Origin of the sequence: Paenibacillus lignilyticus (assembly GCF_017942085.1) — a bacterium.
Lineage (GTDB): Bacteria > Bacillota > Bacilli > Paenibacillales > Paenibacillaceae > Paenibacillus_Z > Paenibacillus_Z lignilyticus.
In genome coordinates this window covers 59497-78658 of record NZ_JAGKSP010000011.1, presented here as the reverse complement: position 1 = coordinate 78658, position 19162 = coordinate 59497, and the positions used below count along the sequence as shown (strand labels likewise).

General features: G+C 54.2%; 12 protein-coding genes. All 12 read left to right on the top strand.

Going from position 1 to position 19162, the window contains the following annotated elements:
- Window positions 1-12: 12 nt before the first annotated feature.
- The 12 genes from I8J30_RS22710 to I8J30_RS22655 all read left to right on the top strand — a co-directional run bounded on the left by I8J30_RS22710 (window position 13) and on the right by I8J30_RS22655 (window position 19153).
- Window positions 13-948, top strand: coding sequence for a carbohydrate ABC transporter permease (locus tag I8J30_RS22710; RefSeq protein ID WP_210662021.1), 936 nt, complete (start codon window positions 13-15; stop codon window positions 946-948).
- A gap of 69 nt (window positions 949-1017) precedes the next feature.
- Complete coding sequence (locus I8J30_RS22705; RefSeq protein WP_210662019.1) at window positions 1018-1809, top strand: glycoside hydrolase family 16 protein; 792 nt, start codon at window positions 1018-1020, stop codon at window positions 1807-1809.
- 23 nt (window positions 1810-1832) lie between these two features.
- Window positions 1833-3833, top strand: coding sequence for a glycoside hydrolase family 2 TIM barrel-domain containing protein (locus tag I8J30_RS22700; RefSeq protein ID WP_210662017.1), 2001 nt, complete (start codon window positions 1833-1835; stop codon window positions 3831-3833).
- 26 nt (window positions 3834-3859) lie between these two features.
- Window positions 3860-5446, top strand: a complete 1587-nt coding sequence (locus I8J30_RS22695; RefSeq protein ID WP_210662015.1) for a DUF4091 domain-containing protein — start codon at window positions 3860-3862, stop codon at window positions 5444-5446.
- A gap of 1 nt (window position 5447) precedes the next feature.
- Window positions 5448-7136 carry a DUF4091 domain-containing protein gene (locus tag I8J30_RS22690; protein ID WP_210662013.1) on the top strand — a complete coding sequence of 563 codons (1689 nt, stop codon included), beginning with the start codon at window positions 5448-5450 and terminating at the stop codon, window positions 7134-7136.
- The gene (locus I8J30_RS22685) at window positions 7130-8890 is read left to right on the top strand and encodes a DUF5107 domain-containing protein (RefSeq protein WP_210662010.1); all 1761 of its coding nucleotides are present in this window, start codon (window positions 7130-7132) and stop codon (window positions 8888-8890) included. The genes I8J30_RS22690 and I8J30_RS22685 overlap by 7 nt, the downstream gene beginning before the upstream one ends.
- Window positions 8891-9008: 118 nt before the next feature.
- Window positions 9009-12329, top strand: coding sequence for a fused isobutyryl-CoA mutase/GTPase IcmF (gene icmF / locus I8J30_RS22680; RefSeq protein WP_210662008.1), 3321 nt, complete (start codon window positions 9009-9011; stop codon window positions 12327-12329).
- Window positions 12330-12531: 202 nt separating this feature from the next.
- Entirely contained in the window at window positions 12532-14301 is a 1770-nt protein-coding gene (locus I8J30_RS22675) for a cache domain-containing sensor histidine kinase (RefSeq protein WP_210662007.1), read from the top strand.
- Window positions 14302-14303: 2 nt separating this feature from the next.
- The gene (locus I8J30_RS22670; RefSeq protein ID WP_210662005.1) at window positions 14304-15872 is read left to right on the top strand and encodes a response regulator; all 1569 of its coding nucleotides are present in this window, start codon (window positions 14304-14306) and stop codon (window positions 15870-15872) included.
- Window positions 15873-15999: 127 nt separating this feature from the next.
- Complete coding sequence (locus tag I8J30_RS22665) at window positions 16000-17340, top strand: ABC transporter substrate-binding protein (RefSeq protein ID WP_091223789.1); 1341 nt, start codon at window positions 16000-16002, stop codon at window positions 17338-17340.
- 76 nt (window positions 17341-17416) lie between these two features.
- Window positions 17417-18304 (top strand): carbohydrate ABC transporter permease, encoded by an 888-nt coding sequence (locus I8J30_RS22660; RefSeq protein ID WP_210662003.1) that lies wholly within the window; start codon window positions 17417-17419, stop codon window positions 18302-18304.
- Between the two features lie 9 nt (window positions 18305-18313).
- Window positions 18314-19153 carry a carbohydrate ABC transporter permease gene (locus I8J30_RS22655; RefSeq protein ID WP_210662001.1) on the top strand — a complete coding sequence of 280 codons (840 nt, stop codon included), beginning with the start codon at window positions 18314-18316 and terminating at the stop codon, window positions 19151-19153.
- Window positions 19154-19162: the final 9 nt, after the last annotated feature.

Below are 19162 nucleotides of genomic sequence, written 5' to 3'. Positions count from 1 at the left end.
AGAGGGGACAGTATGGTGAATCCAAGCATAAGGGCCGTGCTGAGCCGTATCCGCAAGATCGTGTTCGGCGTAGGAGAGAATGACGGACTGGTCTTTAAAGCGGTCGTCTATCTGCTTCTCATTGGAATCGGGTTTATTTACTTATATCCGCTGCTTTATATGTTCGTAAACAGTTTTATGAGCCTCGACGACTTGGTAAACTCGATGGTGAAATGGATACCGACCGAGCTGTATACCGAGAACTACACGAAAGCGCTGCAAGTTCTGGATTTCAATAAAACGCTGCTACAGACGATTCTGGTGGCGAGCGTTCCTGCGGTTGCGCAAACCGTTATGTCTGCCGTTATCGGGTACGGCTTCGCGCGCTTCGACTTTCCGCTCAAGCGGCTGTGGTTCGTGCTTATGATCGCCACCTTTGTCATCCCGCCGCAGGTGACGATGATTCCTACTTACTTGATGTTTAAGGACTATCATTTGCTAGGCACGCTGCAGACGTTTATTTATCCGGCGCTTCTGGGCCAGGGGCTGAAAGGCGCGCTATTCATCATGATTTTCTACCAATTTTTCAAAAAGCTGCCCGCCGTATTGGAAGAAGCGGCTCAGATCGACGGCGCGGGTTATTTTAAAATGTTTTATCGGATCGCTGTTCCGACGGCCGGTCCGGCCTTCATTATCGTCTTCTTGTTCTCGTTCGTCTGGTACTGGAACGAATCGTATTTGGCGGCGCTGTATTTCGGCAATTCGCTAACGATTCTGCCTCTGGAGCTGCAGCGATTCAGCGACAGCTACTCGAAGATGTTCCCGCCGGGCACGCCGGGCAGCCAGCTGAACGAGGCGATCAAGATGGCAGGAACGATGCTGACGATCGCGCCGCTGCTGGTTGTGTACTTCTTGCTGCAGCGTTGGTTTGTGGAGGGAGTGGACCGTACGGGGATTACGGGAGAATGACGCTCTTGGGGGCTGGATCGCTGTGCAGTGTACGCTGCGCGTACTAAATAAAACATTGGAGGTACAACAATGACAACGAACAATTTTGAGGTGTCCGATAACGGATGGAAGCTGGTATGGAACGAAGAGTTCGATAGGCCGGAGATTGATTTGTCACGTTGGGATTATGATATCGATGGCCATGGCTGGGGCAATAATGAGCTGCAGTATTATACGAGAGAAGCTAGAAACGCTTATATCGAGGACTCGAAGCTGATTATTAAAGCGATCAAAGAGGAATACGAGGGAAGCCCGTATACGTCAGCGAAGCTGGTTACGCGGAATAAGGCGGATTGGACGTATGGACGTTTTGAGATTCGCGCCAGGCTGCCGTATGGACAAGGTATTTGGCCGGCCTTCTGGATGATGTCTACCGATCTGCAGGTTCATGGCGACTGGCCGAGTGCGGGCGAGATCGACATTATGGAAATGTGCGGGCATGAACCGAACAAAGTGCATGGCACGCTTCATATGGGCAATCCGCATTACTATAAAGGCGACTGCTATACGTTGGAAGAAGGCATTTTCGCCGATGATTTCCATACGTTCACCGTGGATTGGACGCCGACTCAGATGCGCTGGTACATCGATGGCCGGTTGTTCTATAAGAGCAGCGAGTGGTATACGCGGGAGACGGAAACTTCCGCAGTCGAGCCATATCCGGCTCCGTTCAACAAGCCGTTCTATCTGATGCTGAATCTGGCGGTCGGCGGCAATTGGCCGGGGTATCCGGATGAAACGACCGTATTTCCGCAGACGCTGGAAGTAGACTATATTCGAATCTATCAACCGGAAGACGGAAACTATGGTCCGGCAATCTAAACGAGCTTAGGGGGATTCATGCGATGACAGATCCGATTTGCGCCTATACCGGCATTCAAACAACATTGTCGCTGCAGCCGATAGACGGGGTTCATGTTCCATTTCAGAACGGGATTCCCGTTCCTTCCTTCGATCCGCAGGATAGGTTAAAGCTGGATTTGGCCGGCGCATGGAAGAAGCAGCGTTTCGAGGCCGACCATGATTTCTCGATGTCCGCGCGCGATGAGCGCTGGTTTGTGCAAGCAAGGGAGGAAGCGGGAGGCCGTACGGAAATCAGCTACAACGATTCCGCATGGGAAACGATCATGCTGCCTATTCCCGAGAATAAGCTTCAAGGCATTGAGGCAGCAAACTCAAGCGAAACCTATGAAAACGGTGTCTGGTACCGCCGTTCGTTCAAGCTGGGAACGGAATGGACCGGCAAAGCGGTTACGCTCCATGCACTATCCATAAGCTACGTTGCTGATGTGTGGGTGAACGGCAAATGGATCGGCTATCATGAAGGCGGTTATACGCCATTTGCCCTCGATCTTTCGCTGCATGTCCGTTATGGCGGCGAGAACATCATCGTCATTCGCGTGGATAATCCGCCTTGGGGCAGCAGAAACGATATTATTCCGGCTACGGCGGGCACGGACTTTTTCAACTATACCGGTATCATCCATGATCTCTATGTGAGCGGCAGCGCTCCTTGCCATCTGGCTAGAGTAGATGTCGTTTCGCTTGATGTAGAAGGGAATTTACGGGTGACGGCAATCGTGGAGAACCGCTCAGACCTGCCTGCTGCTTGTAAGCTGCAAGGCTCGTTGTTTGAGGCGGATCAAAAGGCGGATGCATTTCTCGGCTCCCCGTACGCCTCGCAGATCAAGGGCGCTCAGGCAGCATGGAACGGCGAACTATCCGCCCGGCTAACGCTGCGAGCGAGAGAGACGAGAGCGGTTGTTTTGAGCGCAAGGGTGGAGGATGCGAAGCTGTGGGCGTTCCGGCAGCCGAATTTATACATTGCGGAATTCAAGCTTTCGAATACGGAGGGGCAGACAACGGATTGCTTCCATACGCAATTCGGCATTCGGACCATCACGACACAAGGAACCGATATGCTGCTTAACAAGCGTGCGATCTTTCTAGCCGGTATCGCCCGCCATGAGGAGTGGCCGGACTACGGCCGTACAGCCGCATGGGATCGCATTCGCGATGACTTGGTCCAAATGAAAGAAGAACTGCATGTCAACTACGTGCGTACGGCCCATTATCCAAACCATGTCTTTACGGGCATGCTGCTCGATCGGCTCGGACTCGCCACGGCAAGCGAAATTCCGCTGTGGCAATTTACGCGGGAGCATTTCGAGGTGCAGGAAGAGAAGCGGCTGAGCGACCAAATGTGGCGGGAAATGGTATTCTCGCAATACAATCGTCCTTCCGTGCTTATGTGGAGCACCCAGAATGAATCGGTCGAGGTGGAGCTGCGGACCGTCTATAATAAAAGGCTTGTCCATGATCTGAAGACAAGCTACCCGGATGGTCGTTTGACGACGCAAAGCGCTGCGGCCGATCAGCCCGGCGCGCATGACCCATCGATGGAGCCGCTGGATGTGGCGAGCTGGACGATGTACTTTGGCATTTTTCACGGGGGCACTTATTACGAAGGAACCCGTCAATTCTTAGAAGATGCCCATCGGCAGTGGCCGAATAAGCCAATCGTAAACACCGAATATGGACACTGGTCCGGTGAAAACAACATCGTGGGCGATACCCAAATCGAGACCTATAAGGAAACGCTGAAGGCTTTAATGGAGCGAGCGGTCATTTTGCCGGATGGCACGAGAAATAAAGACGGATTCGTGGCTGGCATTGATTACTGGATTATGTATGATTGGTATGTGAACCACAATAATTGGATTGATACCTTCGGCATCTATCACATGGATCGAACGACAATCAAACCTGTAGGGGAGCTCGTCAGGCAGGATTATCGATCGTTCACCGAGCATGAAGGCGGATTCGTTAACGAAGCACTCGAATAGCGATTAGACCGGGAGGAACAGCACGCATGAATTATCAAGTATTCAGCATGAATGAATGGATCTACCCTGACAGCATCGTTTCGGAGGGCGGCAACACGGCGATCAAGCTGGCAACGGCAAGAGGCAGCTATGCCGCATGCCAGATTCTATTGAACGGCGCAGCGCCAAATGCCGAGATTCATTGCGAGTTTGTACGTTCGACCGGCAGTGTATTTTTGCGTCAGCCGGAGGTCTATCAATTAATTGATATTTTCGTGGAAAAGAATACCGGGCCGATCAGCCATTGCGTGAACGAAGGCGAATCGGCTGAAGGATACACGACGCGTCAGGCGCCTTTCCGGGTGTATGAAGCGATGAATCCGCTGACGGAGGGCGTCGTCACTCGTGCCGCTACAGAAGCGCTGTATCTGTGCTGGGAGATACCGGTTGATGCCGAAGCCGGCAATTATTCGGGTGAACTGTCCGTTACGATCGGAGAAGAAACTTGCCTTATCCCGGTCGAAATCGAGGTCTATCAGGCTGTGGTGCCTGCCGAGGAGACGCTTGCGGTCACCAACTGGTTCAGTCTGCCGAACATGGCTAAGCGCTATAACGCGGAGCTGTGGTCGGAAAGGCATTGGGCGATGATCGAGAAGTACGGCAGATTGATGCGCCGCGCTCGGCAAACGCATTTCTGGGTTCCGATGGATGCGGTTCAGGTGAACCTGGTTGGCGAGGATCGGTATCAGTTCAATTTCGATCGGGCAGAACGGCTCATTCGGCTGTACTTCAGTCTTGGATTTACTCATATCGAAGGCGGCCTGGTTGCAGGGCGCAAAGACTTCTGGGGCTCCGAATTTTTCATATGGAATACATGGAACGGCGGAGAGGCGCTGAAGGCGGTATCGACAGAAGGGTATGCCTATTTGTCGCAGTTTCTGCCTGCATGGCGGACGTTCCTCGAACAGAATGGCTGGCTGAGCAAGCTGGTGCAGCATGTAGCGGACGAGCCGATCGGGACCAGCGTGGAGGAGTATCGCATCCTATCGGGTATCGTTCGGAAGTTCATGCCGGGCATTCCGCTCCTTGAAGCGGTTGAGACTTATGATCTGGCCGGTTCTGTCGACATTCTGGTGCCGAAAAACATTTACTACCTCGAGCATCGCGAGCAGTTCGAGAAGCTGAGATCGCTTGGCGATAAGCTGTGGTTCTATACTTGCTGCTTCCCCGGCGGCTCTTCGATGAATCGCTTGTGGGACATGCCTTTGCTGCGGACGCGTTACTTGCATTGGGGCAATTATAAATATGATTTGGAAGGGTTCCTGCACTGGGGACTTAATCATTGCGACGATGACAAAGATCCCTACGAACAGACGGATCTCTGCTTCCCGCCGGGGGATACGCATATCACGTTTCCGGGAACGAACGGTCCGATTGGCAGCGTGCGCTTAGAGGCAATGCGCGCAGGCATCGAAGATTATGAACTCCTGAAGCAGCTCGCGAAGAAGGATAAGGCGTTTGCGGATGGGCTGACGCATAGCTGTTTGATCAGCTTTAACGAAGCCAATGAGGATCCGGCGCACTTCGAGCATGTGCACCGCAAACTGCTGCAGGCACTGTCGGAGGAGGGATAACATGACTCAGACTTTTGAGACGAGATGCATGCATTCGCTGGTGAAGGTATTCGCCGACGAGGAGCTGAATGAGTCCGCATGTGTTGAAGGCTCGGCGCTGCTTGGCGAATATTATTCCTTCCAGGTTGCGTACCGCGCCGCTTACTTGATGAAGAACATTCGGGTAGTCGCCGAATCACCGGACTTGGCGGATGCCGTCTCGATTAGAAGCGTCGGCCTGGCGCCTTCCGAGCTGACAAACTATAACGATCCCGACGATTATCTGCTGCGGGCTACGCCGGGGCTTTATCCGGATCCCCTTTATCCGCTTGAGAATGGTACTGTTCATGCGCTCCCGAAGCAGTGGCGGTCTGTATGGGTTACCGTTAAGCTCGGAGGCGCCGGCGATGTCGCTCCCGGCGATCATGCCATCGTAATCCGATTTGCGGATGAATCCGGCGTGGAGCTAGGATCGGAGTCTTTCCGGCTTCGGGTTATGGATGCGGAACTGCCGGAGCAGCGTCTGCTCCATACGGAATGGTTCTATTTCGACTGCCTTGCCACGCAGTACAAGGTTGAGATCTTCTCGGAAGCGCACTGGCGCATCATTGAGACCTATGTCGCTCATTACGCCGAATACGGCATGAACTTAATTTTGACGCCGCTGTTCTCGCCGCCGCTTGAACTGGATTACGGGAAATATCGTCCGACTGTCCAGTTAATTGGCGTGAAGTGCGTCGGCAACGGGCCTGAACGAGAGTATCGATTTGATTATTCGCTGCTGGAGAGATGGGTTGAACTTTGCCGCCGCAACGGTATTCAGCGCTTCGAGTTTTCCCACTTGTTCACGCAGTGGGGGGCGAAGCATGCGCCGAAGATCATGGCGGAGGTCGAGGGTGAGTATGTGCAAATTTTCGGCTGGGAGACCGATGCTGCCGGAGAGGAATACAAGCGATTCCTCGTGCGGTTCATTCCGGAATTGGTGCAGTTCATTCGCTTGAATGGCCTCGAGCGAAGCTGTTATTTTCATCTGTCCGATGAGCCGACGCTTCATGACTTGGCATCGTACACGAGCGCAAGCACGCTTGTCCGCTCGTTGTTTGACGGCGATTTTCCGATTATCGATGCCTTATCCGAGTATGCGTTCTATGAGAAAGGGCTGCTGACGCATCCCGTTGTATCCACCGAACATATTCACACCTACATTGCCGGCGAGGCGGATCCGCTCTGGGCGTATTATTGCTGCTGCGAGTACAAGCATAATGAGTCGAACCGCTTCTTCAACATGCCATCGGCCCGCAACCGAATAATCGGCGTTCAGCTGTACAAGCACAATATTCAAGGGTTCCTGCACTGGGGCTACAATCACTGGTACTCGCAGCGTTCGCGCCGAGCGATCGATCCCTTCACGGTAACCGATGCTGATCATGCTTTCCCTTCAGGGGATGCATTCTTGGTTTATCCGGGTAAGGATGGACCGATCGGGTCCATTCGTCTGGAAGTGCTGCGCGAGGCTTTCCAAGATGTTCGGGCGCTGCAGTTGCTGGAGAGCTGTATTGGCAAAGAAGCAACGGTGGCGCTGCTGGAAGAGGATATGGCGGGACCGCTCACGTTTAGGGACTATGAGAAAGGCAGCGCTTGGCTGCTGCGCATGCGGGAGCGCGTGAATCAGTTGATTTATGCCTGCAAGCAAGGCGATTTGTCATGCTGAAACGAGTCGAGTGGCGGGAACCGATACTCGTTCACGAGTCGCAGCCATGCGGCCCTGTCCCAACCATCTGCGATGAAGAAGGCATCTATCCGTATGTGAGCTTTAGCGAGACAGCCGAGCGGCCGGTGCTTCGCAAGCTGCGCATGATTGCCATCGAGAATGACTGGCTGAAGGTAACGGTATGTCCGGATTTAGGCGGTAAAATCCATTCCATCATCGATAAAGCCAGCGGCAAAGAGATTTTATTCCATGCAGGCTCGGTACGGCCGGTGCGCATCTTGCCCCGCATGGCATTCATCAGCGGCGGCATTGAAGTAAGCTTTCCGATTGCACATACACCTGTGCAGATCGAAGCGGTGCATGCCGCTGCCGAGCAAATCGGCGATCGGCTGTATGTCTGGTGCGGGGAGCGGGAAGTGCGCTATGGGATGCACTGGACGGTGGAGTATTCGCTCGGAGAGCGGGACCGTTTCTTGACGCAGCGGACAACGTTCACGAATCCCACTTCGCAGGCGCATGCATGGATGTCTTGGTCGAATGCGGCACTTCCGGCGCGTGCGGATTCTCAGTTTCATTTTCCGACCGGCCGCGTGCTGCGGCATGCCGATGTGCTCGAGGAGCTGGAGTGGAGCGCGGATCGACAATATCGCTTGGCGGATTTCGATCGGATGCAGGGATTCTTCTGGAAGACATCCGACTGCACGGCATTCGGGATGTACACGCCGAGTCTGGGAAGCGGCCTTTACCATATTGCGGATCCCGCTGTAACACCGGGGATGAAGCTATGGTTGTATGGTACGGGGCGACATGAAGCTTGGGCGCATCAGACAGCGCAGCGTAAAGAGAGCTATGTCGAGATTCAAGCAGGGCCGCTGCTGGAGCAGGCGGACAATAACAAGCTGCAGCCGGGTGCGCGGCATTCGCATGTGGAGTTTTGGCTGCCAAGCACGGAGCCGCTGGACATCCGGGCGATTTCGCTGCCGGCTCCACAGCTCGTGGAGCTTAGCCGAGTACCGATGTTCGACTGGGTAAAGCGGGATACAACGCTGCCTTGGCTTGCGCTTTTGTCCGCTTACGATGGCAGCGGCAGCGGTGTAAGTGGGGCGTGTTCAGCTCCGCCTGAACCGGAGAGCGGCTGCTGGCCTCCATCCGGGATGGAGCGGCTCGGCGAGGCGCTGCACTGGGCAGGGGCGGCAGATGCGGACGAAACGAACCGCTCGCTCTGGACCTACTACCGAGCGGTTTGGCTGGCGGCGCAGGATCAGATGGATGTTGCGATTCAGCTGCTGCAAACATTGGAATTGGACTGCGCATATGCATTGCTCGGAAGGCTGCTTCGCGTTCTGAAGCAGAATTACGAAGCGTCTAGAGTCGCGTACGATAGCATCGAATCCGCAGCATGGCGGCTGCATCCGCAGCTGTTCATCGAGCGGGATCTGACGCTGGAAGCGATCGGGCATTCCACGCTGGAGGAGCGGGAGCGCTGGTTCAAGCAGGTGGATGCGCTGCAGGACGACGGGCTGGTGGAGCGCAAGGCAGCGATGCTGGTTTCTAGGGGCTCGTTTGTCGAAGCGAAGGCGCTCCTGGAGAGCTACCCGTTCGGCAGCATCCATCAGCGTTATGAACGAACGCTGCTGTGGATGCGAATCCATGAAGCGCTGGATACACCCAATGTCGAGATCCCCGAGCATCTGGGCGAGGACGATTTGGCCATATACGGCGCATACCGCGTGTCGGAAGCGAATAAGGAATGACAGCCGGATCAGCGATGAGCCGCCCCTTCACATGGTGAAGGAGGCGGCTTTTTGGATATAAGGGCACTCGGAGCCGCATAAAGATAACAGACAACGCTAGCATTCGGAGGCGATCGGTATGAACGAAGAGGTCGGTCGGTATGTGCCGGTACATCAGATTCGTTTCGTTACGGCATCCGCATTGTTCGATGGGCATGACGCATCGATTACGATCATGCGACGGATATTGCAGGCGAGCGGGGCAGAGGTCATCCATCTGGGGCATAATCGCTCCGTTCGGGAAATTATAAAAGCAGCCATCCAAGAGGATGTGCAGGGAATCGCGGTATCCTCGTATCAGGGCGGGCATGTGGCATTTTTTAAATACATGGTGGATTTGCTCCGGGAGTCCGGCGCAGGCCATATTCGAATATTCGGGGGAGGCGGGGGCGTCATTCTGCCTGCCGAAGCGGATGAGCTTCATCGTTACGGCGTAGCGCGCATTTTCTCTCCCGAGGATGGAAGGCGTCTTGGGCTGCAAGGCATGATTAACGTCATGCTGGAGGCTTGCGATTATTCGACAGTAGCTGATTTCGGGGATAATCCGGCGGCGCTTGCCGCTCGAATTGACCGTACGACCGCGAGCTTCATGACCCTGGCCGAGCATCGAGTGACAGCTGCCTCTGCGGATGAGGCCGCGCGGCTCGCAGAGCTGTTCGCGGAGGTTGCTCTGGCAGCCGGGGATACGCCTGTTCTGGGCATTACAGGCACAGGCGGCGCGGGAAAAAGCTCCCTGACCGACGAGTTCGTGCACCGCTATCTGCAGCATGACCCTGATAAGACGATTGCCGTATTGTCGGTCGATCCGACCAAACAGAAGACCGGCGGCGCGCTGCTTGGCGACCGCATTCGGATGAACGCGGTGTATTCGGACCGCGTGTTCATGCGGAGCTTCGCGACCCGCGGGTCAAGATCGGAGCTGTCCGCGGCTATCGCGGACGCCATCCTAACGGCGAAAGCCGCAGGCTATGATCTGATCGTCGTGGAGACGAGCGGTATTGGCCAAGCGGATAACCAAATAACGGCGGTGGCGGATCTCTCGGTCTATGTCATGACGAGTGAATTCGGCGCGCCCAGCCAGCTGGAGAAGATTGAGATGATCGATTACGGCGATCTGATCGTCATTAATAAGTTCGATCGCCGCGGCTCGGAGGACGCGCTGCGCGAGGTGAAGAAGCAGGTCCAGCGCAGCCGGCAGCAGTTTGACCGGAATTGGCAGGACATGCCGGTGTACGGCACGAACGCGAGCCAATTCAACGATGCGGGCATGAGCCGGCTGTTCGCGGCCGTTATGCAGAAGCTTGGCGATCGAAGCGAAGACGCGGGAGCAGGCGCGGCGAACGCGACCATGGCGACAGGTGCGGGCAGTCCGGCCAGCGAGGCGGGTGCGTCCCCCACCATCGCCGCATCCAAACCATCGCAGAAGCAAACGATCATCCCGGATGAACGCAGCGGCTATCTGAGTGAAATCGTGCAAACGGTGCGGCGCTACAACCGGCTGACCGCGGAGCAAGCCGCGGCCGCGCGCATGTGCTACCGCATCGATGGCGCGATTGAAGCGGCACGATCGGTTGGCGACGAGTCCGTGCTCCCTTCGCTTGAGCGGCTGCGCGACGCGCATTACGGCAAGCTCAATGAAGCGTCCCGATCGATGCTGGAGCAGTGGCCCGCGATAGCTGAAGCGTACCGAGCCCAAACGCTCACCACTGCGATTCGGGGCCAAACGATCACGAACGAGCTGTACACCAAAAGCCTGTCCGGCCTCGACATACCGCGGGTCACACTCCCGTCCTACGAGGATTGGGGCCAGCTCATCCACTGGACGTACAGCGAGAACCGCCCCGGCGAGTTTCCGTACACGGCAGGCGTATTCCCGTTCAAGCGCGAGGGGGAAGACCCGAAGCGTCAATTCGCCGGCGAAGGTACTCCGGAACGGACAAATCGCAGATTCCACTACCTCTCCAAGGGCGAGCAGGCCAAACGGCTCAGCACCGCCTTCGACTCGGTAACCTTGTACGGTGAAGATCCCGCATACAGACCCGACATCTATGGCAAAATCGGCGAGAGCGGCGTCAGCGTATGCACGCTCGACGACATGCGCAAGCTGTACGCCGGTTTTCAGCTCTGCCATCCGGCAACGTCGGTTTCGATGACGATCAACGGACCGGCGCCGATGCTGCTGGCGATGTTTCTGAATATCGCCATCGAACAGCAGCTGGAGGCGGCAGCAAGCAAGCTCGGCCGCGGGCTCACCCCGGAGGAAACTGCGGCTGTCCGCAAGCAAACCCTCCACGCCGTTCGCGGCACCGTGCAAGCGGACATTCTCAAGGAAGATCAAGGGCAGAATACATGCCTCTTCTCCATGCCGTTCGCGCTTCGGATGATGGGCGATATCCAGCAGTATTTTATCGATCATGAGGTCCGCAATTACTACTCCGTGTCGATCTCCGGTTACCATATCGCGGAGGCGGGCGCGAATCCCATTACGCAGCTTGCGTTCACACTGGCAAACGGATTTACGTATGTCGAGTATTATCTAAGCAGGGGGATGCCGATCAATGCGTTTGCGCCGAACCTATCGTTCTTCTTCAGCAACGGGCTGGACGCCGAGTATTCGGTAATCGGCAGAGTAGCACGGCGAATTTGGTCGGTCGTGATGCGGGATCGGTATGGTGCCGATGAGCGAAGCCAGAAGCTGAAGTACCATATACAGACCTCGGGCCGCTCGCTCCACGCGCAGGAGGTGGACTTCAACGACATTCGCACCTCGCTCCAAGCGCTGATGGCGATTATGGACAATTGCAATTCCCTGCACACGAACTCGTATGATGAAGCCGTCACGACGCCGTCCGAGGAAGCAGTCCGAAGAGCGATGGCGATCCAGCTCATTATTAACAAGGAGCTCGGTCTGATGCGCTGCGAGAATCTGCTGCAGGGCTCGTATCTCATCGAGCAGCTGACGGATTTGGTAGAGGAAGCGGTGCTGCTGGAATTCGAACGGCTGCATGTGCGAGGCGGCGTGCTCGGGGCGATGGAGTCGCAATATCAGCGGGGCAAAATCCAAGACGAATCGTACGTCTACGAAATGAAGAAGCACAGCGGCGAGCTGCCCATCATCGGCGTGAATACGTTTCTGAATCCGCTGCCCGAGGAGCATGTCGCGGGGCTGCAGGTAGCGCGGGCAACGGAAGAGGAGAAGGAGCAGCAGATCGCCGGCTTGCGCAGCTTCCATGAACAACACAAACAGGCCGCGCCTGAAGCATTGCAGCGGCTGAAGCAGATCGCAATTAGCGGCGGCAATTTGTTCGAGGAGCTGATGGAAACGGTCAAAACAGCGAGCCTCGGGCAAATCACCCATGCGCTCTATGAGGTCGGAGGCCAATATCGACGCAACATTTAGCAGCATATCCTGCGCTTGCAATGCCGAGCCTTCCTTGCGAAGGCGCGGTTTTTTTTCGCCCGGCGACGAATCTATTTCTATTATTTACATTGCTAGGACAAGAGAGGTGATGTACGATGTACTGAAAATAGGATGATGGCGAGGATGGCTCATGCGCGGTTCGATTAGGCGGTTATGGTCTTTTTTTATGGTGCAAAACAGTATGCAGAAGAAGCTGACGGCAGTGTTCCTCTTTCTCATTATCAGTCCCATCATAGCCATCAGTTATATCTCTTACCAAAACTATATCAGTTCGATCAATGACAATACGACGAAATACATGAACGAAGCGATTTACAACTTCCAGAGCAAGCTCGAAGAGAACATTTCCAACATGATGATGATTACGAAGATCCCCTTGTTCTCCTCCGAGCTGCAGCAGTTTCTCGTCTCGCCGAGCCTCGATTTGTCGAAGCAGAAGAAGATCGATTTCTATATCGGCCTCATGAACAACATGAACAAAGATATGAGCTCCACGTATATTTTGGATCTCTACGGCAACGTCTTTTACAGAATGAAAACGGATTCAGTCCGCTCCGACCTCAAGGAACAATTCCCCGAATGGAAGAAGCTGGCCGCGCAAAGCAAAGGGAATCCGGTCATTCTGAGCACGCAGGAGATCTCGATTCCGGGCCATACCCCCTACTACGTATTCTCCGTTATTCGGGATATCCGCGACGTCAGCTCCTATAAGTCGATCGGCACCATCGTTGTCGATACGAAGCTGAGCATCATCGAGGATACGGTGAAGCAGATGGATTCCATCACCAAAGGAAGGACGCTCATCATCGACAATGCGCATCAGGTCATCTACGACAGTCTCAAGAAGTCGATCGGCACGCCGCTCTCCGACCCGCAGCTGCTCGCGGACATTAAGGGAACGCAAGGCAGCGTGGAAACTACGATTGACGGCGAAAGCTATATTGCGACCTACAACGAGTCCAAAATAACCGGCTGGCGAACAATTGTCTATATCCCGGTCAAGCATCTGCATAAGGACGCGAAGATTACACGCAACCTTACAACGGGTTTAACGATTATTATCATGATCGTCGCACTCATCGTTTCGATCGTGATTTCGTTCCGGCTCACGCATCCGCTCCGCAAGCTGTCGAGTCTGATGGGCGCTGTCCAGCAAGGCAACCTCGATATCAGCTTCCGGGTCAAGAATAAGGATGAAATCGGCGTGCTGGGCACCCAGTTCAACCGAATGCTGAGGCGGATCAAAGACCTGATCGACGAGATTTACGTCATCCAGAACCGCAAGAACGAAGCCGAGCTCGAAGCGCTGCAAAGCCAAATCAATCCGCATTTTATCTATAACACGCTGGAGACCATTCGGATGAAGGCCATCTTAAACGACGATAACGATGTGGCCGATATGACCTTCATTCTCGGCAAGCTCATGCAGTACAGCATTAACCGCGGCAAAGAAATGGTAACGGTGCAGGAGGAGCTCCAGCATCTGGGCAATTATCTCGATCTGCTCAAATACCGCTTCAAGAACCAATTCCAGTGGGAAGCGGATTTGCCTCCTGAGGTACTGAGCTATCACATGCTGAAGCTGACGTTCCAGCCGATCGTGGAGAATGCGATCCTGCACGGCGTGGAAGGCAAGAAAGCGAAGGTGCATATCCGCGTCTACGCGACACTGGAGAGCGAGCTGCTGCATATTCACATCCAGGACGAGGGCAACGGGATCAATCCGCATACGCTCCGGCATCTGCAGCACTATTTGAACGGGCAAACGGAGCAAACAGAGATGAAATCCGGTATTGGCCTGAAGAACGTGAACGAGCGCATTAAGCTGCGGTACGGGAACTCATACGGCGTTGCGATCGACAGCCGTGTCGGCGAGGGCACGATCGTGACGCTCTCATTGCCTTATCCGTCGGCCGCGCACAGCATAGAACAGAATACTGGGGGAGTATAACAATGCTCAACATCGCCATCGTGGATGATGAAGAAATTATAAGGCTCGGTCTGGAGAAAATGATTACGAGATTCTCGAGCGACTACCGGATTGTCGGCAGCTATGAGGACGGAGCCGAAGCGCTGGCAGCAATCGGCGCACCGGATCTGCAGGTGGATCTCATCATTACGGATATCAAGATGCCTTACATGGACGGGCTGCGGTTCATCGAGCTTGTGAAGGAGAAGCTGCCCGGTATCCGATGTTTGATTCTGAGCGGCTATAACGACTTTGAATATGCGCGCAAAGCCATTCAGTTTGGCGTCGATGATTATATGATTAAGCCGGTCGATCTGCAGGAACTGTCGAAGCTGCTGCAGACCGTGGACAGGCAGCTGTCGGAGCGGCGAGAGAACGAGGAACAGCTGGCCTTGGCGGCTAGGCAGCAGAGAGGCCATGAGCTGGAGGAGCAGCTGAGAAAGCTGCTCCAAAGCGGCGGTGCCGGCGAGCATGCAGCACCGAGCTTGCTGCCTGAGCTGCAATCCGGCCGAGGCGCCGTAATCGTATTCCGCACCTCGAATATGCTCGCTCATGAGAGCTTGCTGCATTACCTTGATGAGATCAAAGCGATGTTTCATCATGTCGTCGTCATGGACAATAACCTCATCGCGGTACTGCTTTCCGTTCAGGAGGACGGCAAGCAGCCCGAGAAGAGCGTACGCGCCATCAGTCTTCGGCTGATGGACTATATGCACAACCGCAGCGGCGGCTTTATCGCCATCGGGGAAAGCGTGCTGCCGCATGTCGGCGGCTCTTGGCATGGCGCCTACGTAGAAGGGCTTGCCGCGAGCAGGCATCAATTTTATAAGGAACGCGAGACGTTCGCGATGAATTTGAAGGATCTGCCCGCGAAGGCAGAGCAGTGGAAATTCAATATGCCTGCGCTCGACGAGCAGTTTAAGACGGCATGCGAGATGCTCGACTCTCAGACGATCAAGACTGTTATTCCGCTGTTCTTCGCGGAAGCGGAGCGGGGGAAAGCCGGCTATGACGAGATCATGCATATGGCCGGACATTTGTTCTACACGCTCACGACCAAGATCGACGGCTTCTTGGATGCGCTCTATGAGCTGCAGGGGGCGACGTTTGATTTTCATCGGACAGTTGCCTCTCATTTTGCGATGCGAGATTTGAAGGAATGGCTGATCGCGATCGTCGATCAAGTGGTGAAGGCGCTGGAGCCGACCCGCAATGCAAGCAGCAAACGCGTCATCGAGACGGTCAAGCTGTGGATTCAGGAGCATTACCGGGAGGAAATCGAGCTGACCGCGCTCTCGGAGACCGTCTTCTTAAACGCGAGCTACCTCAGCTTCCTATTCAAGCGGGAGACGAATCAAACCATTACGGAGTATATCACTTCGGTTCGCATGGCCAAAGCGAAGGAATACCTGAAGGACAGGCTCGACCTCAAGGCTTACCAGATCGGCGAGCTCGTAGGTTATGCGGACGGCATCTACTTCAACAAGCTGTTTAAGAAAACAGTCGGCGTCACGCCGCAGAAATACAGGAATCAGACGAGCGGCAGCCAGTAGCGGACGGTACCCAAAAAGAAGACAATAAATACAAAACGGCTGCATGGAAAGCGTTCTCAAATTCCTCCATAATTCAAAATGTAAACGATAACAAAACGCTCCAGTACGAATGAGGGGGAAGAAGGAAATGAAGAAGTGGGCATCATTGGTGTTGTCGACGGTTGTATTCGGGGCCGCGCTTGCAGGCTGTTCATCAGGCGGCAACAACGAGAGTAACGAGGGGAATAAAGAAGCGGCAGCGACAGAGAGCACGACCAATACAACGACGAACGAGGCTGCGACGAACGAAGCTGAACCGGCTGCGGAGAGCGCGATTAAAGGGAAGATCGTATTCGCGACGAACCGTACGGATTTAGTCGAAACCGAGCTGAAGGAATACGCCAAGCGGTTCAAAGAGAAGTACCCGGAGGCAACGGTGGAATTCGAAGCGATCAAGGACTACGAGGAATCGATGAAGGTGCGTCTGGCATCCAATGAGCTGCCTGATGTCATTCTCGTTCCGAAGACGGTAACGAAAGCGAATTTGCCGGAGTTCTTCGCTCCGCTGGATGACTTGGGCCTGAACGACCGCATTTATTTTAAAGAAAATTACACGCAGGACGGCTCTACTTACGGTATCGTGTCCGGAAGCTCCGCGATGGGAATTACCTACAACAAGAAAGCCTTCGAGAAAGCAGGCATTACCGCTGTTCCGAAAACATTGGATGAGTTCTATGCCGCTTGCGAGAAGCTCAAAGCAGCCGGTATCGTTGCACTCTCCACGAACTTCAAGGACAAATGGCCGCTCATGGGCTGGGATCAAGAAGCGTTCCTGTTCGCGAATGACCCGGGTCTGCACAACACGATGGCCGGTCAAGACGAGCCGTTCCCTGTAGACGGCCCGCACTGGAAAGCGATGAATATCATTAAGACGATCGTGGATAAAGGCTACGTGGAGAAAGATCTCATGTCCACGAACTGGGAAGGTTCGAAGAAGGACGTTGCTTCCGGCACGACTGCGATGTACCTCCTTGGCAACTGGGTCATCAATCAAGTCATCGATAACGGCGCGAAGTCCGAGGATGTCGGTTTCTTCCCACTTCCAATTGACAACAGCGGCGAGGCAAAAGCACTCCTAAGCCCTGATTACGCTTATGCAGTCAGCAAGAACAGCGCAAATGTGGAAACAGCTAAAGCCTTCTTGAAATGGCTCGTTGAGGAATCCGGTTATGACGATTTCGGCGGCTTCATTCCGGTGCTGAAGGATAAAGAATCCAAGCTGCCGCAGCTGGCGGAATTCATGTCCTTCAAGCCGCAAGTGGTTGAAATGGTAGCGGAGAGCGACGAGTATGTAAGCATCGGCAACAAAATGCAATTCGATACAAGCGGCTTTGCACAGGATGTCATTATGGCGGACGATGTAGCCAAAGTATTCGCCGATTACAACAAACGCTGGAAAGAAGCACGCGCCGCAGTAGCAGCGAAATAACGTTTTGAGAGAGAGGGGCATGACGTGAACGGTTCATGTCATGCCCCGTTTCTATTGAACCAGGAAGGGGCTTTGCATGTATTCCTCCATTTACAAGAAGCAGAAGATCATCGTGTTATTCACCTTTCTGCTGCTGCCGGTCACCCTATTGGTCCTCTTCTCCTTGTATCCGGGCGCGATGCTGCTCTATTTAAGCTTAACCTCTTGGGATGGCTATAGCGCGGCGAAGGGTTGGGTTGGCTTAGACAACTACCGGGAGATCTTCCGCAACAGCGAAATTTTCAGCGTGTTCTCCCACAACCTGTATTACTTCTTCGGCGGCATTATTCAAAATATCATCGCCCTCTATTTCGCCGTCGTGCTCAACAAGAAGCTGCGGGGCCGCAACATCTATCGCGTGCTGATCTTCCTTCCCTACATCATGAACAGCGTAGCGATTGCTTATATGTTCTCGTACGTGTACGACTCGCAGGACGGCTCGCTTAACGGGCTGCTTACGTTGCTTGGTCTCGATAGTCTCATTACGAGCTGGCTCGGCAACAAGCATACGGTCAATATCTCGCTGGCTTTCATCTCCATGTGGAAGTATCTCGGCTTCAATATGGTCATTTATATAGGCGCCTTGCAGTCGATTCCGGATGATCTGTATGAAGCGGCATTGATCGATGGGGCGAATGAACGGCAGTCGTTCTTCTACATCACGTGGCCGAGTATTCTCAAGATCGTCGAGCTCTCCATGCTGCTCACCGTAACGGGCGCGCTTGAAGTGTTTGATTTGCCGTTTATTATGACCAAGGGCGGACCGGCGGGAGCCAGCGATACCTTTGTGACGAAGACGGTGGATACGGCTTTCCATTACAGCAACTACGGTCTTGCTTCGGCGATGGGCGTCGTGCTTCTGCTCATTGTCATTGTTGTCATTACGATTCAGCGTAAATTTATTCTTCGGGAAGAGAAGGGATGATGGAACTCCATGTCGTCGATATTTAAACGCAACAATCCCTTTCTTGCCATGCATTACTTGCTGCTGACACTGGCTGCCTTTCTCGTTCTCTTCCCGCCTTACGTCGTGATTCTGAACGCCTTCAAGGGAACGGAGGAGTACAACGCCTCATCCGTATTCGAGCTGCCGCGCAGCTTCTTCAACCTAGAGAACTTCGAGACGGTGATGCGAATCGGACACATGGGGCGCGCCTTCTGGAATACGAGCATTATCCTCGTGCTGGCGCTGATCGGGAATATCATCATAGGTACGATGGCAGCCTACGCGCTCGGCCGATTCCAATTTAAGCTCAAGAAATATTTGCTTGGCGCTTACGTGCTCGCAACGCTGATTCCTTCCGTGACCACGCAGGTTGCAACGTTCTCGATCGTGAAGGAGCTTGGACTGTTCAATTCGCATATGGCGCCGGTGCTGCTTTATTTGGGCACAGATGTGGTGCAGATTTATATCTTCCTGCAATTCATTCGCAGCATTCCGTTTGATCTTGACGAGAGTGCGATGATGGAAGGCGCGAGCTTGGTGCGGATCTTCCGTTCCGTGATCTTCCCGCTGCTCATTCCCGCGACGGCAACGGTCACGATCATTAAGACGATTTCCATCTATAACGATATGTATATTCCGTATCTGTACATGCCGGCGCAGAAGCTGGGCGTCGTCTCGACATCGCTTATGAAATTCGCCGGGGTGAACAGTGCCCAGTGGAATTTGATCAGCGCGGCCGTTGTGATTATCTTAATTCCTACTGTAATTATGTATCTGTTTCTGCAGCGTTATATCTTCTCGGGCATTGTAAGCGGTTCGGTAAAATAAGCTTTGCTT